This is a genomic window from Taishania pollutisoli (genome assembly GCF_014518315.1).
Taxonomy (GTDB): Bacteria; Bacteroidota; Bacteroidia; order Flavobacteriales_D; family Crocinitomicaceae; genus Taishania; species Taishania pollutisoli.
Genome location: NZ_JACVEL010000007.1, coordinates 106,824 through 130,411 on the forward strand (window position 1 = coordinate 106,824; position 23,588 = coordinate 130,411).

Annotated in this window: 17 protein-coding genes and 1 tRNA gene; 12 read left to right on the forward strand and 6 right to left on the reverse strand. The window is 41.3% G+C overall.

The annotated features are described in order from the left end of the window. Positions 1-46 precede the first annotated feature (46 nt). The 3 genes from arr to H9Y05_RS11310 form a co-directional block, all read right to left on the reverse strand. Positions 47-487 carry an NAD(+)--rifampin ADP-ribosyltransferase gene (gene arr, locus H9Y05_RS11300; RefSeq protein ID WP_216714347.1) on the reverse strand — a complete coding sequence of 147 codons (441 nt, stop codon included), beginning with the start codon at positions 485-487 and terminating at the stop codon, positions 47-49. 9 nt (positions 488-496) lie between these two features. After that, positions 497-1,180 carry a hypothetical protein gene (locus tag H9Y05_RS11305; protein WP_216714348.1) on the reverse strand — a complete coding sequence of 228 codons (684 nt, stop codon included), beginning with the start codon at positions 1,178-1,180 and terminating at the stop codon, positions 497-499. 68 nt (positions 1,181-1,248) lie between these two features. After that, on the reverse strand, positions 1,249-1,857 hold the full coding sequence (locus tag H9Y05_RS11310; RefSeq protein ID WP_216714349.1) for a hypothetical protein: 609 nt from the start codon (positions 1,855-1,857) through the stop codon (positions 1,249-1,251). A gap of 348 nt (positions 1,858-2,205) precedes the next feature. Here H9Y05_RS11310 and H9Y05_RS11315 point away from each other — a divergent pair, with 348 nt between their 5' ends. Beyond that, positions 2,206-3,828 (forward strand): ABC-F family ATP-binding cassette domain-containing protein, encoded by a 1,623-nt coding sequence (locus H9Y05_RS11315; RefSeq protein ID WP_163491230.1) that lies wholly within the window; start codon positions 2,206-2,208, stop codon positions 3,826-3,828. A 67-nt stretch (positions 3,829-3,895) separates the two neighbouring features. Here H9Y05_RS11315 and recQ read toward each other — a convergent pair whose 3' ends face one another. The 3 genes from recQ to H9Y05_RS11330 all read right to left on the reverse strand — a co-directional run bounded on the left by recQ (position 3,896) and on the right by H9Y05_RS11330 (position 9,764). Next, positions 3,896-6,076 (reverse strand): DNA helicase RecQ, encoded by a 2,181-nt coding sequence (gene recQ / locus H9Y05_RS11320; RefSeq protein WP_163491232.1) that lies wholly within the window; start codon positions 6,074-6,076, stop codon positions 3,896-3,898. Positions 6,077-6,271: 195 nt separating this feature from the next. Beyond that, positions 6,272-7,003 carry a GLPGLI family protein gene (locus H9Y05_RS11325; protein WP_216714350.1) on the reverse strand — a complete coding sequence of 244 codons (732 nt, stop codon included), beginning with the start codon at positions 7,001-7,003 and terminating at the stop codon, positions 6,272-6,274. Further along, positions 6,987-9,764, reverse strand: coding sequence for a TonB-dependent receptor (locus H9Y05_RS11330; RefSeq protein ID WP_216714351.1), 2,778 nt, complete (start codon positions 9,762-9,764; stop codon positions 6,987-6,989). Before H9Y05_RS11330 ends, H9Y05_RS11325 begins: the two co-directional genes overlap by 17 nt. A gap of 205 nt (positions 9,765-9,969) precedes the next feature. Between H9Y05_RS11330 and H9Y05_RS11335 the strand changes: the two genes are divergently transcribed. From H9Y05_RS11335 to H9Y05_RS11385, 11 genes are all read left to right on the forward strand, one after another. Next, the gene (locus H9Y05_RS11335; RefSeq protein WP_163491239.1) at positions 9,970-10,938 is read left to right on the forward strand and encodes a DUF3078 domain-containing protein; all 969 of its coding nucleotides are present in this window, start codon (positions 9,970-9,972) and stop codon (positions 10,936-10,938) included. 115 nt (positions 10,939-11,053) lie between these two features. Continuing rightward, entirely contained in the window at positions 11,054-12,091 is a 1,038-nt protein-coding gene (locus H9Y05_RS11340; RefSeq protein WP_216714352.1) for a COX15/CtaA family protein, read from the forward strand. Between the two features lie 13 nt (positions 12,092-12,104). After that, positions 12,105-12,908 (forward strand): sulfite exporter TauE/SafE family protein, encoded by an 804-nt coding sequence (locus H9Y05_RS11345; protein WP_163491242.1) that lies wholly within the window; start codon positions 12,105-12,107, stop codon positions 12,906-12,908. A gap of 54 nt (positions 12,909-12,962) precedes the next feature. After that, a tRNA-Ile gene (locus H9Y05_RS11350) sits at positions 12,963-13,036 on the forward strand. A gap of 142 nt (positions 13,037-13,178) precedes the next feature. After that, a complete protein-coding gene (locus tag H9Y05_RS11355) occupies positions 13,179-13,595 on the forward strand; it encodes a hypothetical protein (RefSeq protein WP_216714353.1) in 417 nt (138 codons plus the stop codon). After that, positions 13,592-14,494 (forward strand): IS3 family transposase, encoded by a 903-nt coding sequence (locus H9Y05_RS11360; RefSeq protein WP_216714354.1) that lies wholly within the window; start codon positions 13,592-13,594, stop codon positions 14,492-14,494. The genes H9Y05_RS11355 and H9Y05_RS11360 overlap by 4 nt, the downstream gene beginning before the upstream one ends. 520 nt (positions 14,495-15,014) lie before the next feature. Then, positions 15,015-16,700 carry a T9SS type A sorting domain-containing protein gene (locus H9Y05_RS11365; protein WP_216714355.1) on the forward strand — a complete coding sequence of 562 codons (1,686 nt, stop codon included), beginning with the start codon at positions 15,015-15,017 and terminating at the stop codon, positions 16,698-16,700. A 276-nt stretch (positions 16,701-16,976) separates the two neighbouring features. Next, the gene (locus tag H9Y05_RS11370; RefSeq protein WP_216714356.1) at positions 16,977-17,345 is read left to right on the forward strand and encodes a hypothetical protein; all 369 of its coding nucleotides are present in this window, start codon (positions 16,977-16,979) and stop codon (positions 17,343-17,345) included. Between the two features lie 331 nt (positions 17,346-17,676). Next, positions 17,677-18,765: an efflux RND transporter periplasmic adaptor subunit gene (locus tag H9Y05_RS11375; protein ID WP_163491262.1), complete on the forward strand. Its 1,089-nt coding sequence runs from the start codon at positions 17,677-17,679 to the stop codon at positions 18,763-18,765. Positions 18,766-18,786: 21 nt separating this feature from the next. After that, positions 18,787-22,014 (forward strand): efflux RND transporter permease subunit, encoded by a 3,228-nt coding sequence (locus H9Y05_RS11380; protein WP_163491264.1) that lies wholly within the window; start codon positions 18,787-18,789, stop codon positions 22,012-22,014. Then, on the forward strand, positions 22,004-23,437 hold the full coding sequence (locus H9Y05_RS11385) for a TolC family protein (RefSeq protein ID WP_163491266.1): 1,434 nt from the start codon (positions 22,004-22,006) through the stop codon (positions 23,435-23,437). The genes H9Y05_RS11380 and H9Y05_RS11385 overlap by 11 nt, the downstream gene beginning before the upstream one ends. Positions 23,438-23,588 lie beyond the last annotated feature (151 nt).

The window sequence follows — 23,588 nt, forward strand, 5'->3', positions numbered from 1 at the left end:
GAAGAGTCGGTCGTTTGCTTGTAAACCAGTAAGCGACCGATTGTTTTTAATCTTCAATTGCTTCAATTCCAAGTTGCTTTAATCGCTCCAGGTGTTTGTGCATGGCTTCCAATTGTTCCGGTGAATGACCTTCCCACTTTGGAATTTCACCAATTACTTTGAGCGGAAACATGGTGCGATAGGATTTCGTTGGATTTCCCGGAAATTTTTTATCCGTCAGATTGGGATCATCTTCAATAGCTCCGGTCGGTTCCACAATGTAAATGCGTTCCAGACAATCTCCCACTGCAAGTTCAGCTCCCCAGATCGCTGCATCCATGGTGGCTGTCAGGTAAACGTAAGCCGCTTTCTTTCGCTGACCGTAATTGGATTGGAATCCGGGTTTAATTAAATCCCCTGATTGCAAGTTTGCTTTCGTCCCGTGATAAAATTGCTGCGGACGCTCATTCTCACTATCAGGTTTACTGTTTTCTTGTACGTCTTTCATGTTTTTCTGTTATTTGATCAATTTCAATGCATTGTAGTCATACTCATACCGAATGTTGTTATTGGCGACAGGTATATCTTCACTTCCGGGCTGTAATACCAATGAATCGGTATCAAATGAAAAGACAATGGTACTGTCAATGGATTTAATATTCAGAATATCCACCAATCTTTTCTCGTCCCGGTAATTTTCAATATCGATCGCTCCAATGTACCGGATTGTAGTGTTTTCAATCAGGTATGCATCGCCTCCGAAGAAATACTCATATCCCAGTTGGCAAACAACAATTATTTTATCTCCGCTGGTGCTTTTAAAGAAATGGGGCTCGTAAAGATAAACATCCCCCACACCTTTTGATGTGTAGACAATCGACTTCTTTGCATCCAAAAAAAGCAAACGATCTCCCCAATTATCTTCGGTATCCGGCGGCACGATTTGTCCGTCCACAGGCATGTAATATCCAACAACGAGGTAGTTTTGCCCGATTTTAAAGGAATAATCGCTGGTAAATCCGTTTATAGTCAAAGCGGGAATTGTATCCGGATCAAATTTTATAAAATGTGTTTCTGTTGTCTGTTTTTCGTTGTGGGGGCCAGTTTCTGCCTCTTGCTTCGGGGTAGAATGTTGCCGGCAGGAATAAACAACGAGCAACAGAGATAATAAACTGATGTGAATCTGAATCTTTTGAATCATCGGGATGTCTGATTTCGTTGAAAGCAATTAAATTGCAGAAAAACAAGGGATTTACTACCGGGAAACGATTAATTTTTCTTTCTCATGATCAATACTCCGAGAAAAATAACATTTAATACTCCTGAGATGATCAACCAGGTACGTTGGTTCCTTTGCGGTTTTACGGGATCTTGTGTTTGTTCTGCGCTCACTATCTCCGGTTCACCACTTGTTTCAGGTTGTCCGGATACCAGATCGAAATAGGGGAGTGTGAGGTCGGTCAGTGTGTATGTCTTTTGTTGGCCGTTTATCTGAAATGTAACTGCTTTAAACCGATTGAGTGTCAATGTCGCTGTTATTTCATTCATAACGGTTTCAAATGATTGAATCGTTTTTTGTGGAGTGATGATAACAGTATCGCCCTGAAAAGATAATGTGTAATTCCATTCATACAAATCAGGCTTTTTCTCTTTCAACCGGGACAATAGTTTACCGGCTAAAGCGTCATCTCCGGAGCCGAATAAGTCTTCGTAAGACGTTGCCGAAAGGAATTTAAAACCGGACGCTTCCAATGCGTCGGTTCGCAACCAGGGACCTTGTATATATTCTGTTTCAGAATAAACATAATAGGTAAGTTCATGTGTTGCTGTTGCGCACAGACCGGTCATGAACATGAATAATGTGAGTAGTATTTTCATTGGTTTCGGAATATCTTGATCGAAGAACGAATATACGTGTTATTTCTTAAAAAACGAAGCAAAAAGACCATCGCCACAGGGCAAATACATTTACTTTTGAACTCATTTAAACGTTTAACAAGATAAGAGCAAATGCTAAGTAATGTAGTTAACCTGTTCTCGCAAAGACGCAAAGGTGCAATCTAAATAAACCAATACCTTTGCGACTTAGCACCTTGGCGAGCCATTTTTATACAAATCACTAAAAAAAATAGCATAAAAATTTTAAATGTGTTTGCTTTGACTATCGTCAACCGAAGGTATTCTGTTTTCTAAAAAATGACTATCTTTGCACAAAATTTCAAAAGTATGCTCTCAGTTAATAATTTATCTCTTCAGTTCGGAAAACGTGTTTTGTTTGACGAGGTGAACGTAAAATTTGTAAACGGAAACTGTTACGGTGTGATCGGTGCGAACGGTGCCGGGAAATCTACATTTCTGAAAATTCTTACGGGTGATCAGGATCCTACAACGGGTAGGGTAGAGTTGGAGCCGGGGAAACGTTTGGCTGTATTGAAGCAGAACCACTTTGAATTTGACCAGATCCAGGTATTGCAAACTGTGATTATGGGACACAAACGGTTGTTTGAAATCATGACGGAAAAAGATGCTTTGTACGCAAAACCGGATTTTTCAGATGAAGACGGAATGCGTACAGCTGAACTGGAAGCAGAATTTGCAGATTTGGAAGGATGGAACGCCGAAACAGATGCAGCTACCTTACTGAGCAGTTTAGGAATTGATGAATCCAAACATTACTCGTTGATGGAGGATTTGTCCAACGACTTGAAAGTGCGTGTGTTATTGGCTCAGGCATTGTTCGGAAACCCCGATGTACTGGTACTCGATGAGCCGACGAATGACCTGGATCTGAAAACGATCTCATGGCTGGAAGACTTTTTATTGGATTTTAAAAACACAGTTATTGTTGTATCCCACGACCGGCACTTCCTGGACACGGTGTGTACGCATATTTGTGATATTGACTTTGCAAAAATTAATTTGTTTACCGGGAACTATTCATTCTGGTACCACAGTTCTCAGTTAGCGGCCCGTCAGCGTGCGGATAAGAATAAGAAAGCAGAAGAAAAGAAAAAGGAATTGATGGAATTTATTTCCCGTTTCTCTGCCAATGCTGCAAAATCAAAACAGGCAACTTCCCGTAGAAAAATGTTGGATAACCTGGATATTGAAGAAATTCAACCTTCTTCGCGAAAATACCCGGGAATTACATTTTACCAGGATAGGGAAGCCGGTAACCAGATTTTGAATGTTGATAATTTATCTGCTGTTTCGGATGGTGTAACCTTGTTCAAAGATGTCAATTTCATTGTCAATAAAGGAGATAAAATTGCATTTGTATCGCAAAACTCACTGGCACTGACTGCTCTTTTTGAAATCTTAAGCGGTAATCAAAAGCCGGAAACAGGTGAATTCTTGTACGGAACAACAATTACAACGTCTTATTTACCAAATGATAACAGTGACTATTTCGCAGATAAATTACCACTGATCGACTGGTTGCGTCAATATGCGCATACAGATGAAGAAAAAGAGGAAGTATACCTGCGCACATTCCTGGGGCGTATGTTGTTTACCGGTGAGGAGGCAATGAAAACGGCAAATGTATTGTCCGGAGGTGAAAAAGTACGTTGCATGTTGTCGAAAATGATGTTGGCGAAAGCGAACTTATTGCTGATGGACGAGCCGACCAATCACCTGGATTTGGAATCTATTACGGCATTGAACAACGGGATGAATGAATTTCCGGGGACAATCCTGTTCACATCACATGACCATGAGTTGGTGAATACAGTTGCTAACCGCATCATTGAAATTACACCAAATGGAATCATTGATAAAATGATGCCGTACGATGCCTATTTAAAAGACGAAAAGATTGCACAGCAACAAGCGGAATTATACGCTTAAGTTGAATATAGGATTTTGAATAATAAACCCCATTCATAATTCAATATTCAGTATTCAAAATTAATAATCAGTTCCCCATATCACTCATAAACTTGATGCGCATCAGGCGTAATTCTTCTTCGGAATAATCTCCGTCAAATTCTTTATAGGCTTCACGCAAATCATCCGTTTCAGCTTCAGTGAAGTAATCAAAAATTTCCTCCTGATTTTCGGGGTCTAAAATATCGTCGATGTAATAATTAATGTTCACACGTGTACCCGATGCAACAATCGCTTCGATTTCTTCGATGATTTCTTCCAGCGTTTTCCCTTGTGAACGACCAATGTCTTCCAACGGTAATTTTCGGTCAATGTTTTGAATTAATTGTACTTTTAACCCGCTTTTGTTCACCAGTGATTTGACAACCATGTCCTGTGGACGGTCGATTTCGTTTTCTTCTACATACGCTTTAATCAACGCAACAAAAGGAGCACCGTACCGAGCTGCTTTTCCGGTTCCGACTCCCTGGATATTGGTTAATTCTTCAATGGTAATCGGGTATTGAAAACACATATCGCGCAACGATGGTTCCTGGAAAATCACGAACGGTGGAATGTTCTTCTGCTTGGAAATCGATTTCCGTAAATCCAGTAATTGTTTGTAGAGTACGTCATCCAGCACCGCTGATTTTCCTGATACGACAACATCGTCCCCGTCTTCATCCGAAGAATAATCGTGCTCTTTGATCAGCATAAACGAAGTCGGATTTTCAAGAAAATCTCTTCCTGCTTCGGTTAATTTAACAATTCCGTAGGATTCAATGTCTTTATAAATCAATCCGGCTACCAGTGACTGACGTACAACCGCATTCCAGAAATGCTCATCCCGGTCTTGCCCGATTCCGAAATTCGGCAGCTGATCGTGTTTGTAGGATTTAATGTCAGAAGTTACTTTACCAGCAACAAACGAACAGATGTGCTTTGCTTTCTGCATTTCTTCCAGATCAGAGATAACCTGCAGTAATTTCCGAACATATTCTTTTCCTTCCGTTCGTTCCCGCGGATGTTTACAGTTGTCACAGTTGTCGTTGCACAACGATTCATCAAAGACCTCTCCGAAGTAGTGCAGGATGAATTTCCGGCGGCACACAGAAGTTTCCGCATACGAAACAATTTCGTTGAGCAGTTGCTTTCCGATTTCTTGCTCCGCAACCGGTTTTCCTTGCAGAAATTTTTCCAGTTTTTCAATGTCTTTGTATTGATAAAATGCCAGGCATTCTCCTTCACCACCGTCACGGCCTGCGCGACCGGTTTCCTGGTAATAACTTTCCAGCGATTTTGGGATGTCGTGGTGAATTACAAAACGTACGTCCGGTTTATCAATTCCCATTCCGAAGGCAATCGTTGCCACAATTACATCAGCTTCTTCCATCAGGAACATATCCTGGTGTTTGGCACGCGTAGCAGCGTCCAACCCGGCATGATAGGGCAGGGCATTAATTCCGTTGACCTGGAGTAATTCCGCCAGTTCTTCCACTTTTTTACGACTCAGGCAATAAACGATGCCGCTTTTTCCTTCTTTGGTACGAATGTATTTGATAATTTGCTTATCAATGTCGCGCTTCGGACGGATTTCATAGTATAAATTATCCCTGTTGAAGGATGATTTAAAAAGCACAGCATCCAGCATGTTCAGGTTTTTCTGAATATCGTACTGAACTTTTGGTGTTGCCGTAGCCGTTAATGCAATGATCGGAACATTGGAAATCCGCTCAAAAATTTCACGCAACCGGCGGTATTCAGGCCGGAAGTCATGCCCCCATTCCGAAATACAATGCGCCTCATCAATTGCGAAGAACGAAATGTTGACAGATGTAAGGAAATCGATGTACTCCTGTTTTGTCAGAGATTCCGGTGCAACGTACAGTAATTTCGTCAACCCGGCAGAAATATCTGCCTTCACCCGGTTGATTTCCGTTTTTGTCAGCGATGAGTTTAAAAAATGAGCGATGGATTCCTGGTCACTCACATTGCGAATAGCATCCACCTGGTTTTTCATCAATGCAATCAATGGAGAAACAACAATAGCAGTTCCTTCCGATAACAACGCCGGTAACTGGTAACACAAGGACTTACCGCCTCCGGTAGGCATGATGACAAATGTATTTTTTCCTTCCAGTAAATTTGCTATAATAGATTCCTGCTTCCCCTTGAACTGATCAAAGCCAAAATACTTTCTTAAAGCATCTTTCAAATCTAAGGCTATCATATTTTCCATATATATTTTTCCGAATAAACGGTTTGGTTCATATCAACCTCACGAATATACTACAAAAAAGAACAAAAAAATAATTTTTTGTTTATAAAATGACACGCCGGGATGGTCCTAAAATTCAGCCGGTTGATTTATAGAAAGTTGTTTTCAGTAAGTAGTTCTACGTATACTTACATGGTGTATGGTCAACTACCACATGAACAGGCTTTTGAGGTACGAGTCGATTTCTTTCTCAAATTTGAAATCCTTTTTAGCCTGCTCCATTACTTCCTCCCGTGTTCTTGCTTTTTTGTCTTTGAATTTCGGCATTACGACCTCCATATCTATCTTGCGTTCTTCAATGGATTTTGCAAAATAGGTAACAGCCCCGTCTTCTGTAGCCAACCCCAAAATTGCACCGGGGAGGTCCCAAAAACTCTCAGGTCCTATATTGGGGGTAATGGAGGCGGTAAACCAGGCATAAATCCGGGTAGAATCATCAAGTTCGTACACTGCCTGCATGCATTCAATCTGGCAGATTGTCCGCCATTTATCGGTCAGCTTCCATTGGCGTTTTTGCAAAGAGTCCTTTACCAGTACAGGTGCACCGGAAAAACTGTAAATGGTTTTTGTCTCGTTGTTTCGAAAATCCTGAACGACGGTATTGGAGTTTGTTGTCCAGCTGAGCCGGTTGTTTTCATAGTTTTCTTCCGGAACGAATACCGAAACGGAATCATTGAAATAGAGGGTGAAATTATCTATTTTGTATTTATTTTCTTCCTTGATGTAATCCTGTGTTGATTTATTGGTATATTTCTTAAACAGGTTGGTTTTGCGTTCAAATACAATCTTACCTTCCTGCATTTGTGCGCGTGAATACCCCACTGCAAAAAGAACGGATGCAACGAGCAATACCGTCCGGATCTTATTGGCCTTCTTCATTTGTATCCGTATTAGTTGTTTTCTTGAATGTGCTGTTGAACTTATAGCTTAAACTGAACATGAAGTAACGTGCGATAATCGCCGTTCTGCTGTCCGTTACACGATTGGCAACGGCAGTACGGCTAATGCGCGTATTTTGATTCAGAATATCATGTGCCTGCGCCGAAATGGTCCAGTTTTTATTTTTTCCTAAATTTTGTTCAATGGATGCATTCCAGATAAATGTATTGATGTTGAATTCCTCACTCAGGTTATTGTAATTATTGTAATTAAAATCCGTCGCAAGTTCCATTTTCCATGGAAGATACACCCGTAAATCTGAATTTAATCCGTAAATATGATTGGTTAAGTTCAGTTCGGGACTGATTGAATTGAGGTTTTGCCCGAGCGTATAGCTTCCTCCGACACTGAATTCAATGACGTCTGTATACAACTCCAGGCTTAACCCGGTCTCCAGGTTGTGGGTTGTCAACGCATTTCGTTCACCGTTGATAAAACTGTACCTGTTTCCGTAACTGTATCCAAAATTCGGATCAAGTGTAAAAACCTGCTTAATCAACGGAATAGCTCCTCCTCCGTAAGTTCCCAGGTAGTTCAGGGTATTCCCGTTCTGATAGCTACTTTCAATTCTTCCGATGGCATCGTAATTAATCGTGGAAATGAACTGATTGAACCCGTATTCAGAGTAGAATCCACCATAAAAGTACCCACCTGACAACGGGTTGTAGGTATTGTAATTCACGTTGGTGTTGATGGCATAATTCGGACGCAGGTTCTGGTTCCCCGTCAGAATACTGTTCGGATTCGAATTGTCCTGAATCGGTTGCAGCAATTCAATACCCGGTAAAACGGATGTCGTCTGGGAGTTGATTCTCAAACTGCTGTTCTGATTAATCCTGAACTGGTAAGTGAACTTCGGCAGGAGGTTGGTTTCATTCTGATTGATGGTTGTGTTCAAAAAGTGATTTTGGTTGTCAATGGAAACATTTCTTCCGAATACACCAAACCCGAACGTGTGTTTCTTGAAGTCGTAAAACAAAGAAGCTCCCAGGCGATTCTGAAACTTAATACTTTTAAAATCACCGGAAGTCAGTGAATCCAGATTGTCGTAAACCCCATTCTGATTATTGTATGAACGGCTGTGACGGATGTTGGTGCTGTTGAATAACTCGTATGTAAATTCCAACTTCAGTTTCTTGGAAATCGGTTCTACATACGCGATGCTGAATACATTGGAAAGAATTGTTTTATCCCCGTTCTTTTTCTGGTCTATTCCGTTTTCTGTCAGTCCCGTTTGTGCGAAATAATCGGTATACAGTAGTCCGGATTCAGTGTTGGACTGATCATAAACAAAGTTATTCAATACACGCAATTGCCGTTTTTCTTTTTTAAAGTTTTTGGTGTATCCCAGCTTTGTTTTAATATTTGTTGCGTCACTTTCACTGGTATTCGTGTTAGATGCATTCCTGGTCAGAGTACCAGTGCTGTTTAAGAAGTCAGATTGCAGTGAATTATTGTTGTCGCGTGTCGAATAGTTGAACTTCGGGTCAAATGTGATAAACTGCGAGGAATCGATGTCGTACTTGAAATTCATATTAACTTCATGGTGTCTGAAATGTGTATTTGTCCGGTTATTGGTATGATTGGAATATGTTGTATCGGGAAGGAAGAACGTACTTCTGGATGTTTCCTCAGTCTGTTTACGATAGTCGCTGTAGGAATAATTGGCGCCTACTTTCAATTTTTTTGTCACCTGATCGGTATAGTAAACTCCCGATTTAAACACCAGCGGAAACCCGTCATCAGTGTTCATGAAGTTGTCATTTACTTCCCAACTATCCGTCTCGGAATTGTAGTTATATGCATTTCCCTGTGTAATTCCATACTGGTTTGCATCACTCCAGCTCAAACTGGATTTAGTGGTGTTTCCGGAAAGGAAGTAGACGGAAACTTTTTGTTTTTTATTAAAATTATTGGCCAGTAATTTCCCTTCGTAGAAACGTGAAAAATCTGTCCCGAAGGATGCTTCTCCGAAGTAACCTTTTTTTGCTTCGTCCTTTAACTTCAGGTCAATCACCTGTACTTTTTCATCTGTAACATCAGAATCGGGAAGTGTTGTTTCATACACTTGCACTGTTTCTACACTGCTTGCCGCTAAATTTTTGGTCGCCAATGTTGCATCGGAGCCGAAAAATTCATCACCGTCGACATAAACACGCGACACGTTCTTTCCCTGGTTTTTAATACTTCCGTCGCTTTCAACTGTAATTCCCGGGAGGCGTTTTAACAGGTCTTCAACCACTGCATTCGGCCGTGTTTTAAACGAGTCGGCCACATAGACGAGCGTATCTCCCTTGTAATAAACCGGGTCTTTGTATGCGAAAATTGTAATCTCTTCGATCTTTTTACCCCGGTCGGACAAAATAATTCCATCGAGTGAGAATAAATTGTTATCCGCTGTTCCGAAGAAATAAAATTCCCGTGTTTCATACCGGGGATGTTCAACGATCATGCGAAAAGTATCAATAGGGATGTTGTCAAACCGGAACTGCCCGTTTTTATCCGTCGTCTGATGGGCCGTTATCACAGAATCCCGTAAATTGACGAGGATGGTTTTTACGTATTGAATGCCACTGTTCGAGTTGGTGTCAATCACCGTTCCCTCAATGTGCATATTTTGAGAAAAAACACCTGAAAAAACAAGAATGGAACAGAGGGTGAGCAGATATTTCTTACACGTACTGTAAGGGAAATTTTCCATGTAATTAGTTTAGGGATTTAGAATAAATAGTTTGAGTTTGATAACGGCAAGATAGTATTTTGTTACATTTCGGGCGTTCCTAAAAATTGTTAAAACGTATAGTGCGCTCATTTTTAGCTGTTAAAGTAAAAAACGGGAATTATTTTTTGAAAAACAGGTATAAAATTCCGACCTTTGCGCCCTAAATTGAAAATCTTGATCATCAATGAAAAATCAGTTACAACTAATTATTATCGCACTTTTTTGTGGTTTTGCTACTTATGCACAGGTGGATTCTACTCAGGTAGACACAACGATTGTTCAACCACCAAAAGCATGGAAATTAAAAGCTTTATTCGGGCTAAACGGAACTCAGTCTTCATTTGTGAACTGGAATGCGGGGGGGCGAAACAATTTATCCGTAATCGGATTTATTTCCGCTTCTGCTGATTATTCCAAAAATAAATGGCAGTGGAAGAACAACCTTGAACTGGCACTTGGAGGAATGAAGTACCTGGATTCTACCGGGAGAAAGCAAGGATTGCAAAAAACAGACGATAAGATCGACTTTGCAACAAACCTGGGATATAAATTTGCCGATAAATGGTATGCATCTTTTGTAGGTGGTTTCCGAACACAGTTTATGGATGGTTTTGCTTATCCGAATGACTCTGTACGCGTTTCAACATTCATGGCTCCGGGATATGCAAATTTCGCACTCGGTATCGACTTTACACCCAATGAACATTTATCCGTATTCTTGTCTCCGATTGCTACAAAAATGACGTTTGTAATGGATGATTCCCTCGCTAATGCGGGAGCTTTCGGAGTGAAAGACGCGATCTTTAACTCAAACGGAGATGTTGTTTCAGCAGGTAAGCGATTCAGGGGAGAAATAGGTGCTTACTTTAAGTTGACCTACAATAAAGAGGTATTTAAAAACGTAAACTTGAAAACACGACTGGAATTGTTCTCAAATTATGCGAACAATCCGCAGAACATCGATGTAAATGCAGATATGTTATGGACATTTAAGATCAACAGCTGGCTTTCAGCTTCATTGAACTGGACCCTAATCTACGATGATGACATTGCGATTCGTGATGCAAAAGGAGGGGTAGGGCCTCGTACACAGTTTAAATCCGTATTAGGTTTAGGTTTGTCGTATGCCTTGAAAAACTTTAAGGAACAATAATCAGAAACCGGTTAATAGAAACAGAAGCAGGAATCGAGCAAAGGTTCCTGCTTTTTTTATGTAAAAAAAGATGCCCGACCCCGGTAAATGTTAACTTTGTAACATGGTAAAACGCTTGAAAAAATTACAGAAATTTAATTGGGTTGTCCTGATTTTAATCTTCCTGGTGGTTGTAGCCGGAAGTTTTGTTCGTGTAACGGGAAGCGGGATGGGATGCCCGGACTGGCCCAAGTGCTTTGGATATTGGGTGCCTCCGACGGAAGCCGGTAGTCTGCCTGCTGATTACAAGGAAACGTATGCGGAGGGACGGGTGCAGAAAATTGAAAAATTTGCCCGCTTCTTATCCGGTATTGGTCTGGATGAAACCGCAGCGAAGATAAAAAACGATCCGAATCTATTGACTGAGCAGGAATTCAATGCTGCCAAAACATGGACGGAATACGTCAATCGGTTGTGTGGTTTTCTGGCTGGTAACGGAATGCTCCTTGCACTCGTTTGGTTATTGGTCGTTTACCGGAAACGGAAATTCATCCTGCTTTCACTCTTAAATCTTGTGATTATGGGATTTCAGGCCTGGTTCGGTTCGATCGTTGTCGCATCCAATCTTGTTCCATGGACTATTACTGTTCACATGTTGCTCGCACTTGTAATCCTGGCCATTCAATTGTACTTGATTCACCTGATCGGGAAAGAAATTGAACTGCACAATGATTCGCTACGAAAATCTGGTGACTCGCCGGTATACCGCGTTCCAAAATGGATGTATTGGCTGATTGTGCTCAGCATGCTGATTACCACTTACCAGATTTTCCTCGGCACGCAGGTACGCGAAATGATTGACGAGATGACAATACAGGGAGTTACGCGTCAGGGATGGTCGTCTCAATTGGGATTGCCGTTCTTTATTCACCGGAGTTTTTCCTGGATGGTATTGATTTTCATTGTACTCATTGCCTGGAAAAATGAACAAGGGGAGAAGATCCGTCCGATCCGTTGGTTGTTGATGATTCTTTCCATTGAACTGGTATCTGGAATCGTCCTGGTGTATGGTAACATGCCGGGTATGGTGCAGATTGCCCACCTATTCTTCGCCGTCATTTTATTTTGTATTTTTACGCTGATGCTCTTCCGGCTGAAGATCGCACGCACATAATCACCACACGGGAATGTACTTTTTAGGACTGTTTTTATCGGCTGTTATTGGTGTAGTTTTAGGACTGGTAGGAGGAGGAGGTGCCATTTTAACCATCCCGTTGGTGGTGTATCTGTTTGGGGAATCAACGGATACGGCAACGACCTATTCCCTGATGATTGTTGCCTGTTCTTCTCTGGTCGGGGTGTTACAGCGATTCGGCACAAAGCAGATTTCATACAAAGAAGCGTTGTTTTTTGTGTTTCCGAGCATGACGCTGGCATTCCTGATCCGTCGCTACCGCAAAATCGTGATTCCTTCGGAATTTGAATTATTCGGGATTCAGTTGACCCGTGATTTTTTTATAGATATTCTCCTGGTAGTCGTTATGATGATTGTTGCCTACCGAATGTTTAATCCGTTTAAAAAAGAGCGGGTGCAGACACAGATTTCTACCTGGAAAATAATGTTCCTGGGATTGCTGACCGGAGGACTTTCGGGTTTTTTAGGTGCTGGCGGCGGATTCATTATTGTACCGATCCTGATGGGATTAGGATTGGGGATCAAAAAAGCAGTCGGAACATCCTTGTTTATCATTACCATTCAATCGTTCATTGCTCTTTTAGGTGATTTATCTGTCACGACGATTGCCGATTTGAAAGAAATTGACTGGTTACTGGTTTTCTATCTGACATTTTTTTCCATTATGGGCGTGTTTCTCGGAACCTTATTGCAATCAAAGATTTCAGCTAAAAACCTGCGCATTATCTTTGCCACGCTCCTGGTACTGCTTGCTGTTTTGATTTTTATTGACAGAATTTTACTCTACAGTTACTGATTTTTCATTTTCAAATGCTATATTTGCACCCCAAATGGAGTGAGTCACTCCGCAGGTCCTATAGCTCAGTTGGTTAGAGCACCTGACTCATAATCAGGTGGTCGCTGGTTCGAGCCCAGCTGGGACCACAAAAAGAAAAAAGCATTCAGCGGTAGTTGGATGCTTTTTTGCTTTTATCACTCTGTACCTGCTCTCACACTCACTCTTTTCAGGCTTTTTGTCTTGTCCTAAAATAGGTTTACACATTTTAAAAATTAAAACGTGTAAAAAATGGAAAAAAGTAAATTGATTTTAGGATTAAAAAATCCATCAGAATTTGATTGGTTTGAACGTAAGCAAATAGTTGAGGAATATTTGCAAAGCAACAAAACTAAACGTGAGATTTGGGAAAAATATACTGGTCAAGTACACGAGGGAGGTAGTTTATTGAACTGGATTCGAAAACTTGGCTATGAGGATAAGCAGAAACCTTTTAACTTAGTGCTGTCAAGTGATTTAGAGATGGCAAAGAAAGACAAAGTTGTTGCTTCAGAATATGAATTAAAAGAGCGCATTAATCAGTTAGAAAAAGCTTTGCTGAATTCTGAACTTCGGGCTACGGCTTATGAAACGATGATTGAAATTGCTGAAAAGGAGCTAAAAATCAATATCAGAAAAAAGTCCAATACCAAACAATCTCCACGATGAAACTGCGTCAACCAAAAATAGGATTAAGCAAGTTATGCTGGTTGTTTGGAGTTACTCGTCAGGCATATTATCAGAGTTTTTACAGAAATGAATTTTTAGGGATTGAGCAGGAATTAGTGTTAAAAGAAGTGCTTTCGATCCGTAAAAACCATCCACGGATCGGTACCAGGAAACTATATGTTATGTTGGAGCAATTTATGCTGGAACATCAGATAAAAATGGGACGTGATGCGTTGTTTGACTTGCTTTCATTGCATCAATTGTTGATTCGGAAAAGACGAAGAAGAATTACTACAACTCAGTCGAACCACTGGTTGAAAAAATATCCGAACTTGATAAAAGAGCTTATGCCAACGCTTCCCAATCAACTCTGGGTAAGCGATATAACTTATTGGAAAACAGAAGCTGGATTGTTCTATATCTCGTTGATTACAGACGTGTTTAGCCATAAGATTGTAGGCTATAATCTCGCCCAAACAATGGAAGCAGTAGAAAGTTTACAAGCCTTAAAAATGGCTCTTTCAGAGAATTTAAATGTCGAAAATCTGATTCATCATTCCGATAGGGGAAGTCAGTATTGCAGTTTTAAATATGTAAAGTTATTACAGGATTACAAAGTAAAAATTAGTATGACTGAAACAGGAGATCCATTAGACAATGCAGTAGCTGAAAGAGTAAATGGAATATTGAAAGATGAATACTTGGATTGTTATACGGTTTACACTTTTGAACAGGCTAAAGAGCTATTAAACGCTGTGATTAAGCTATATAACGAAGAAAGACCGCACATGAGTATTGGAAATTTAGTACCTCAAAAAGTTCATTATGGAGAAGTGAAATCAGCAGAACGTTTGTGGAAGAACTATTATCAAAAGAAAGAACCTGTAAACCAATTTTAGGATTATGAGAACGAAAATTAATGTCCTCGCCGGACGGGCAGGTGAAAAGGTTAAGTTAGTATGACATTGTAAACCGATTTTAGGATTATATTTGAACTGTAAATCCATATCAGGATTTAACTGAAAAACTGTAAACTTTTTTTAGGACGATACATTTTTCGTTTACAGCGCGAGAGCGGAGAGTGAGAGAAGAGAATTGAATCTTGGTTCGAAGAATGATTAAGGTTTCCCTCTTTGGAGAGGGAGTAAGGGAGAGGACAAGTCTAAATCTTCCTCACATACCGATTTCATTCAGTTTTACAAAATCTAGGTGATTTGTTGCTCGTTTGCCAAAAAGTATTATATTTCAACAATTTAAGATGCGATACCTGTAATAGACGACTAACTGGAAAAAGAATGACTTTGCCCTGTATGAATGGGTACTTTTGTAAGTAGTACAATAACGGGATTACGTATTTTAGAAAATGAAATCGTTAACGTAGCATTGACCAGTGCAAACACGCTTAAAAAATATGAATACATGTCACTAATTTCTAATCGTTTTTTTATTGAGTCGACTATAGTTTGTCTGCTCCTGACCTCCTTTTCTTTCGGGCAAACTTTCCAGTGGGCTAAACAAGCGGGAAACTCCGGATGGGATCGGGTAAATGTGGTTCAAACGGATGGATTAAACCAAGTCTACTTGTTTGGTAGTTTCGAAGGAACTGTTGATCTGGATCCGGGGCCTGGAATCTTTCAAATGACTGCTGTTGATGAAAGAGATGCCTTTATCTCAAAGTTTGACTCCAACGGAAATTTTATTTGGGCCAAACAATTTGGCGACAGCGCTTTTATAGATGAAACAAGTACAATGGGAATCGATTCTTTTGGCAACTTGTATCTGACAGGCTCATTCCTCGGATCGGTGGATTTTGATCCCGGAACAGCAACTTTTTGGATGACTTCCCAGGGAATGGATCGGGATATCTATATTCTGAAATTGGATAGTGAGGGAAGTTTTGTCTGGGCCAAACAAATCGGCGGAAAATTTCATTTCTTTTTTCCTACCCCGGCTCATGCTACTGCAATTGCGGTAGATGAAGTAGGTAATCAGTATTTAACCGGTTATTTTGATGGAACAATCGACTTTGATCCGGATCCGTCAGATACTTTTATGTTGACTTCCCAGGTAAATTCTACCGATATTTTTGTCTGCAAGTTGACGACAGACGGGGAGTTGGTTTGGGCCAAACAATTTCAAGGAAATCAACCTCATTTTGGAGGAGTGGGGTATGACATCGCTGTCAATGCAATCGGAGAGGTTTATACCACCGGGACAATAGGAGGGACTGTCGATTTTGACCCGGGAATGGCTGTTTTTTATTTGACGCCATCGGTTCCGAATAATACCGAAAGCTACTTAAGCAAATTGGATGCGAATGGAAATTTTAGCTGGGCAAAAGCAATGGGACCAGGTGAGGGCAATGCATTAGCCGTGAATGACCAGGGAGAAGTATATACTGGTGGATCAACACCCCCGGGATACATGCCCCGGATCAAGAAACTGGATACATCCGGTCAATTGTTATGGGAAAAGGAATTGGGAGGTAATGATGCCCAATCCATTACATTAGATGCCAGTGGAAACGTGTACACTATCGGTTCGTGTTTCGGGACCAATGATTTTGATCCCGGACAAGGTGTTTTTCAACTTTCCGGAGGAAATTCAGATGCATATATCCGCAAACTCGATTCATCCGGAAACTTCGTCTGGGCAGGCTTGCTGAGTGGAACCGATCAGGTTTGGGCCTGTGATGTAATCATTGATCAGGATAATGCCTTATATGTAGCCGGATATTTCAGTCAAACAGCAGATTTTGATCCTTCGACTTCCATTTTCAACCTCACAGGACCGGTTTCCGGTTACAACCTGTTTGTAACCAAATTGAGCCAGGATTCGCAATTGGGGTTAACTTCAAATGAACTTCATGACAGGATAACACTGTATCCCAATCCAACCGATGGAAATATTACTGTGATCTGCGAAGAAAATTACGACAAGTTGTATTTCCAATTGAGAAATATCAATGGACAATTGCTGAGTACACAGGAATTAAACCCGGGGAAACAGGTCGAGATTGAACTTCAGCAGGCAAGCGGGGTTTATTTACTTGAGATAACCGATCAGACACAGTTTCGAACCGTACGCCGAATTGTCAAAAAGTAACTTCCCGGATAAAAAACATAAATCATACCCTGAATGTGACCCTTTAGTTATTCGTTCAATGACAATGTATGTTGTATAGATCGCCTGCTCCATCCATCACTTGTTATATGAAGCAGGGAAACCAAAACACATCTCAGAAGAGCAAATTATTTTACAGATGGAGATGCCGAAACACCGATCTTAAACATTCAATAATATCCCACTTGTTATTTTTTTGTTAAACCACTCCCCAAACAACCCTGTGATTATTTTTCTGTAGAACTTTGTTTCCGGAATATGTTGAAACTGAAATTACATCTTGCCAATTTACTCTGTGTGTTCACAGTTTTGCTCATCAGCAGCAACATTGTGGTGAACGCGATGGACGTAGATGTAATTGTTCAGACGGTTGACGACTCACACGATCAGAAAAAGCAAGGGCAGATCATTACCGAAGATACCGACCAGGTAGATAACGGAATGTTTAACCTCATAAAAGACCCGACTGAAGGAGACGGATTATTCGACTACATTATCCCGGCATTCCCGTCTGTTGTTTTTGTAATAATTCAAGGCTTCGAAGAACAAAACAAAGCATTCTTTTATTACCGGCCTTTATTAAACTCGGTTCCGCTCTGGATTCAAAACAGGCAGATCCGGATTTGATCAAATCAGTACTTAGAGGCGTTCTGCCAATCTAAGTCGTTCGTTTCCATTTTAGTTTCGATTGAGAACAGGTGTTGTATCATGTAATCCGGCAATCTATCAGCAATTACAATTCCTTTTCCTCCAACGAACCGGAAAACGATTTCTTTCAATGGTTAACTAAATTTATTAATTGTCAAGCGTTTTTTGATCATTCAATCCAGATGAATGGTATTTTGCCAGTGATTCAAAAAAGTGAAATGGGTATATTTAATTGTAAACAAAGTAATTGCCTATTTTTACAACGCACAGTAATTGCTTGACGAGAATTAATCACAAAAATTCAAAACAGATGAAAAAAAAATCAATTGCTGCGGTACTATTACTCACAGTGCTTAGTTATGGATGCAAAAATGAACATCACTCCGAGCACGAATCCACTAATTTTGTCGTAACAACTCCGATGCAGAAAGACACACTGATCTACCAGAACTATGTCTGTCAAATCCGTTCTACGCAACACATTGAATTACGGGCGTTGGAGCGGGGATACCTGCAAAACATCTATGTGGATGAAGGGCAGTTTGTGAAAAAGGGCCAACTGATGTTCCAGATTCTTCCTTCCATTTACAAGGCTGAAGTACAAAGTGCAAAGGCTGAGAAGGATTATACGGAAATCGAATACCAGACAACTAAAAACCTGGCGGATAGCAATATTGTTTCTCCAAGCGAACTGGCGCTTTCCAAAGCAAAACTGGACAAGGCAAAAGCCATCCTTGATCTTGCGAAAACACATCTTGGATTCACAGAAATACGTGCGCCGTTTGACGGATACATGGGACGATTCAATGTGCGTTTGGGAAGTTTGCTGGACGAAGGAGAATTGCTGACAACACTTTCCGATAATGCGGATATGTGGGTCTATTTTAATGTGTCGGAAGCAGAGTACCTGACCATTCGTATGGCAAATCCGGATAATATGAATCTGCCGAAAGTGCAATTGCAAATGGCCAATAATCAATTGTTCAACCAGGAAGGGAAAATTGAAACAATTGAAGCTGATTTCAATAATGAAACAGGGAATATTGCTTTTCGTGCTACCTTTTCTAACCCGCAGGGAATCTTAAGACACGGTGAAACAGGAAATATCCTCATGCCGATGGCGCTCAAAAATGCCGTCATTATTCCGCAAAAAGCAACATTCGAAATCCTGGATAAAAAATATGTATATATCGTTGACAAAAACAACGTCGTACATGCCCGTGAAATCGAAGTCGGAGCTGAATTACCACATTTGTATGTCGTCAATAAAGGCGTCACCAAAAACGATAAAATTCTCCTCGAAGGCTTGAGAAAAGTGAAAGACAATGATAAAATTCACTACAAGATGAAGAGCATGGAAAAAGAGTTGTCGGACTTGCATTCTTTGTTTGCTGAGTAATCATCATAAAAATTTGGAACAATGTTTAGTAAATTCATTCAACGACCTGTTCTTGCCATTTCTTTATCCTTATCGATTATCTTTCTGGGATTCCTGGCAATTTACACACGACCTGTATCTCAATTTCCTGAAATCGCACCACCCCGCGTAAATATATTTATCGCATACCCGGGAGCAAGTGCCGATGTATTGGTCAATTCCACACTGATTCCACTCGAACGTGCCATCAACGGTGTACAGGGAATGCAGTACATTATTTCAGATGCAACCAGTGCCGGGGAGGCAACCGTACAGGTTGTCTTCGAACCGGGGACAGATCCGAACGATGCGGTTGTTAACATCAAAACCAGAGTCGACCAGATCATGAACAACCTGCCGCCACTCGTACAACGGGAAGGGGTGATCATTACACCGATTCAGCCGAGTATGTTGATGTACGTCAACTTGTATAGTACAGATAAACATGCCGATGAAAAATTCCTGTACAACTATGCAAACGTACACATTCTGCCGGAATTACAACGGATCAAAGGAATGGGGCGTGCACAAATTCTCGGTAGCCGCCAGTATGCAATGCGAATCTGGCTGAAACCCGACAGAATGCGGGCTTACAACGTTTCATCGGATGAAGTACTGGAAGCGCTGTCGGAACAAAGTGTTATCGGACGCCCGGGGCGTTTGGGACAAAGTTCCGGAAAAACACCGCAGTCACTTGAATATGTATTGACATACAAAGGACGCTACAACAAGCCGGAAGAATACAAAGACATCATTATCCGTGCAAATCCGGAAGGAGAAATTCTGAAACTGAGCGATATTGCTGATGTGGAACTCGGAAGTGAATTCTTTGACATCTATTCCAATAAAGACGGATATCCGTCAGCTTCCATTATGTTGAAACAAAACATCGGAAGTAATGCGAGCAAAGTAATCGAAGGTGTGAAGGAAAAACTGGAGGAACTGAAAAAAGATTTCCCTCCGGGAACAACCTACGAGATCAACTATGACGTATCCAAATTCGTTGATGCATCGATTGATAAAGTATTACACACATTGGTAGAGGCATTTGTATTGGTTGCATTGGTTGTATACGTATTCCTCGGTGATTTGCGTTCAACACTGATTCCGACACTGGCCGTACCGGTTTCATTGATCGGAGCATTTGTGTTCATGCAATTTTTTGGTTTGACCATCAACCTGATCACCCTGTTTGCACTCGTTCTTGCCATCGGTATTGTCGTCGATGACGCCATTGTGGTGGTGGAAGCCGTCCACGCGAAAATGGAAGAAAAACACTTATCTCCATACAATGCGGTGAAAGAAGTGTTGGGTGAGATCAGCGGTGCCATCATCGCAATCACCCTGATCATGACGGCTGTATTCGTTCCGGTTGCATTCATGCCTGGTCCGGTAGGAGTTTTCTATCGTCAGTTTTCCATTACCATGGCAAGTTCCATTGTGCTCTCAGGAGTTGTGGCACTTACACTGACACCTGTACTCTGTGCAATGATCCTGAAAAACAACCACGGTAAACCGAAACGCAAAACACCAATCAGCAGATTTATTGACTGGTTTAACCGCAGATTTGATAAGCTGACGGGAAGGTACACTTCACTGTTACGTTTGATTGTCAATCGAAAAGTGGTAACCTGGGGAATTTTAGCTGCATTTGCGCTGGGAATTGTATTTGTCAACAAAAAATTACCCTCCGGTTTTATTCCGAACGAAGACCAGGGGATGATTTATGCAATCATTCAGACACCTCCGGGAAGTACACTGGAACGAACCAACGATGTTGCGCGCAAATTACAAAAAATAGCGGAAGGAGTGGAAGGCGTTCAGTCTGTCAGCTCCCTGGCAGGTTACGAGATTTTGACTGAAGGTCGCGGCTCAAATGCCGGAACGTGTATCATTAACCTGAAAGACTGGTCGGATCGTAAAAACAATGTTCACGGTGTTATTGAAGACCTGGAAAAGAAAACCAAAGATTTGGGGGCTGTTATTGAGTTTTTTGAACCGCCGGCAGTACCGGGATATGGTTCATCAGACGGATTTTCATTGCGTTTACTGGACAAAGGAAGCAGCACCGATTACCAGGAATTCGACAAGGTCAACACCGAATTCATGACCGCGTTGAGAAAACGCAAAGAATTAACCGGTTTATTCACATTTTACGCGGCAAACTATCCGCAGTATGAATTGGTTATTGACAATAGTCAGGCGATGCAGAAAGGTGTTTCAATCGGTAAAGCAATGGAAAACCTCGACATCCTGATCGGTAGTACCTATGAACAGGGGTTCGTACGCTTTAATACGTTCTACAAAGTATATACACAGGCAGATCCCGAATACCGTAAGATGCCGTCTGACATTCTGAACCTGTACATTAAAAACAACCGGGATGAAATGGTGCCGTATTCAGCATTCATGCAAATGAAGAAAACACAGGGACCGAATGAGATTACCCGTTTCAACCTGTACACTTCTTCTTCCATTCGCGGTATTCCGGCTCCGGGATACACAACAGGGGATGCCATCGGTGCCATCCAGGAAGTAGCAAAAGAAACGCTGCCGCACGGGTATGACATTGCCTGGGAGGGGCTCTCCTATGATGAAGCGGCACGTGGAAATGAAGCAGTGGTCATTTTCGGAGTTGTGATTTTATTCGTATACCTGGTTCTTTCAGCTCAATATGAAAGTTTCATTATTCCGTTGGTTGTCTTGTTGTCACTTCCTGTCGGAGTATTTGGTTCGTTCTTGTTGCTGAAAGGAATGGGATTGGCAAACGATATCTATGCACAGATCGGGTTGATTATGCTCGTTGGGTTGCTCGGTAAAAATGCCGTCCTGATTGTGGAGTATGCCGTCATGAAGCACCATGCCGGAGCCACGGTCTTTGAAGCGGCGATAGAAGGTGCAAAAATGCGTTTCCGACCGATTTTAATGACTTCGTTTGCCTTTATCGCCGGGTTGATTCCACTGGTAATCGCATCAGGACCAGGATCTGTCGGAAACCATACCATCGGGGCATCCGCGCTTGGAGGTATGTTATTCGGTACCTTGTTCGGAGTCGTTGTTGTTCCGGGATTGTACTACATTTTCGGTAAACTGGCGGAAGGAAGAAAACTGATCAAAGATCAGGATATCAGTCCGTTGAGTGAGGATTTGGTAAGAGAGAAATCAGACAAGCAAATGATCCAGAGATTAAAGAAATTGATCAAACAAATTATTCGTAAAAATGAGAAATAGAGTAAGTTTCAGTGTCATTATAGTTGTATTGCTGTTTACCGGTGCCGGGTGTAAAAGTTCGAAAATTATTGTCCGGGATGAAAACAAAACGGTTCCCGCCCAATTCAACGGAACAACTTCCACGGATAGCACAAATACAGCAGACATCAAGTGGAAAACCATCTTTTCCGACCCCTATCTGGTAAGCCTGATTGATTCTGCATTGGTCAATAACCAGGAATTAAACATTGTTTCACAGGAGCTGGCAATTACCAAAAATGAAGCAAAAGCCAAGAAAGGGGAGTACCTTCCCACGGCCGGATTAAAATTGGGAGCCGGACTGGACAAACCCGGTGAATATACACGGGACGGAGCCGTAGAAAAACACCTGGAGATTCAGCCCGGAAAAGAAAATCCGGAGCCATTGGGAGATTTCATGGTAGGTGGTTATTTCTCATGGGAATTGGATATCTGGAAAAAGCTACGTAATTCCAAAACGGCTGCTGTTTCACGGTACCTGGCAAGTATTGAAGGAAGGAATTTCATGGTGACAAACCTCGTGTCAGAATTGGCACAATCGTACTATGAGCTAATTGCACTGGATAATCAGTTGGATATTATCAATCAGAACATTCAAATTCAAACCAATGCCCTCGATGTTGTGAAACAACAAAAAGATGCTGCACGGGTTTCTCAATTGGCGGTTAACCGGTTTGAAGCACAATTACTGAATACCCAGAATCTGCAATACGACATCCGGCAACAAATTGTTGTGACCGAAAACAGAATTAATTTTTTGGTAGGGAGGTTTCCGCAACGGGTAGAACGCAACACGGCTTCATTCAATACCATGCAGCTGGATTCTATCTTCATTGGCGTTCCGGGACAATTATTGGCAAATCGCCCCGACATCCGGCAGGCAGAACAGGAGTTGGTGGCAGCGAAACTGGATGTAAAAGCAGCACGTGCCAATTTTTACCCGACCCTGAGTTTGAATGCGAATATAGGTTTTCAGGCAATTAATCCTTCCGTTTGGTTCAATCCGCAATCAATTTTGTATAACCTTGTCGGGGATTTAATCGCCCCGTTGGTCAACAGGAATGCGATTAAAGCAGCTTATGGGAGTGCGAGTGCAAAACAGTTACAGTCAGTTTATAAATACGAACAGACGATTTTGAATGCATATACAGAAGTTGTGAACGAATTGGCTGACATTGATAACACGACAAAAAGTCTGACAACAAAAAGCAAAGAAGTGGAATTGTTGAATCAATCCGTGACCATCTCGAACAATTTGTTCCTTTCTGCACGCGCTGATTACATGGAAGTTTTGCTTACACAGCGTGAAGCACTGCAATCAAAAATGGAATTGATTGAAATAAAATTGAATCAGCTGAATTCAAAAATCAGTATCTACAGAGCATTGGGAGGAGGCTGGAAATAACCTGCAAACAACTATTAACTGAAAAGAAAAACCGAAGAAAGAAACGGTACTTAGGTTGCAAGCCCTTGCAGAAATGTAGGGGCTTTTTTGTGTTGCTTACACTTCAAAGCAATACAGGGTAAATTTATATTGTTATTTCCGGGCACTCAGA

What these genes read in the sequence shown, in the direction of transcription:
- arr (WP_216714347.1), bottom strand. Translation starts at nt 487, where the DNA reads ATGAAAGACGTACAAGAAAACAGTAAACCTGATAGTGAGAATGAGCGT.
- H9Y05_RS11305 (WP_216714348.1), bottom strand. Translation starts at nt 1,180, where the DNA reads ATGATTCAAAAGATTCAGATTCACATCAGTTTATTATCTCTGTTGCTC.
- H9Y05_RS11310 (WP_216714349.1), bottom strand. Translation starts at nt 1,857, where the DNA reads ATGAAAATACTACTCACATTATTCATGTTCATGACCGGTCTGTGCGCA.
- H9Y05_RS11315 (WP_163491230.1), top strand. Translation starts at nt 2,206, where the DNA reads ATGCTCTCAGTTAATAATTTATCTCTTCAGTTCGGAAAACGTGTTTTG.
- recQ (WP_163491232.1), bottom strand. Translation starts at nt 6,076, where the DNA reads ATGATAGCCTTAGATTTGAAAGATGCTTTAAGAAAGTATTTTGGCTTT.
- H9Y05_RS11325 (WP_216714350.1), bottom strand. Translation starts at nt 7,003, where the DNA reads ATGAAGAAGGCCAATAAGATCCGGACGGTATTGCTCGTTGCATCCGTT.
- H9Y05_RS11330 (WP_216714351.1), bottom strand. Translation starts at nt 9,764, where the DNA reads ATGGAAAATTTCCCTTACAGTACGTGTAAGAAATATCTGCTCACCCTC.
- H9Y05_RS11335 (WP_163491239.1), top strand. Translation starts at nt 9,970, where the DNA reads ATGAAAAATCAGTTACAACTAATTATTATCGCACTTTTTTGTGGTTTT.
- H9Y05_RS11345 (WP_163491242.1), top strand. Translation starts at nt 12,105, where the DNA reads ATGTACTTTTTAGGACTGTTTTTATCGGCTGTTATTGGTGTAGTTTTA.
- H9Y05_RS11355 (WP_216714353.1), top strand. Translation starts at nt 13,179, where the DNA reads ATGGAAAAAAGTAAATTGATTTTAGGATTAAAAAATCCATCAGAATTT.
- H9Y05_RS11360 (WP_216714354.1), top strand. Translation starts at nt 13,592, where the DNA reads ATGAAACTGCGTCAACCAAAAATAGGATTAAGCAAGTTATGCTGGTTG.
- H9Y05_RS11365 (WP_216714355.1), top strand. Translation starts at nt 15,015, where the DNA reads ATGTCACTAATTTCTAATCGTTTTTTTATTGAGTCGACTATAGTTTGT.
- H9Y05_RS11370 (WP_216714356.1), top strand. Translation starts at nt 16,977, where the DNA reads ATGTTGAAACTGAAATTACATCTTGCCAATTTACTCTGTGTGTTCACA.
- H9Y05_RS11375 (WP_163491262.1), top strand. Translation starts at nt 17,677, where the DNA reads ATGAAAAAAAAATCAATTGCTGCGGTACTATTACTCACAGTGCTTAGT.
- H9Y05_RS11380 (WP_163491264.1), top strand. Translation starts at nt 18,787, where the DNA reads ATGTTTAGTAAATTCATTCAACGACCTGTTCTTGCCATTTCTTTATCC.
- H9Y05_RS11385 (WP_163491266.1), top strand. Translation starts at nt 22,004, where the DNA reads ATGAGAAATAGAGTAAGTTTCAGTGTCATTATAGTTGTATTGCTGTTT.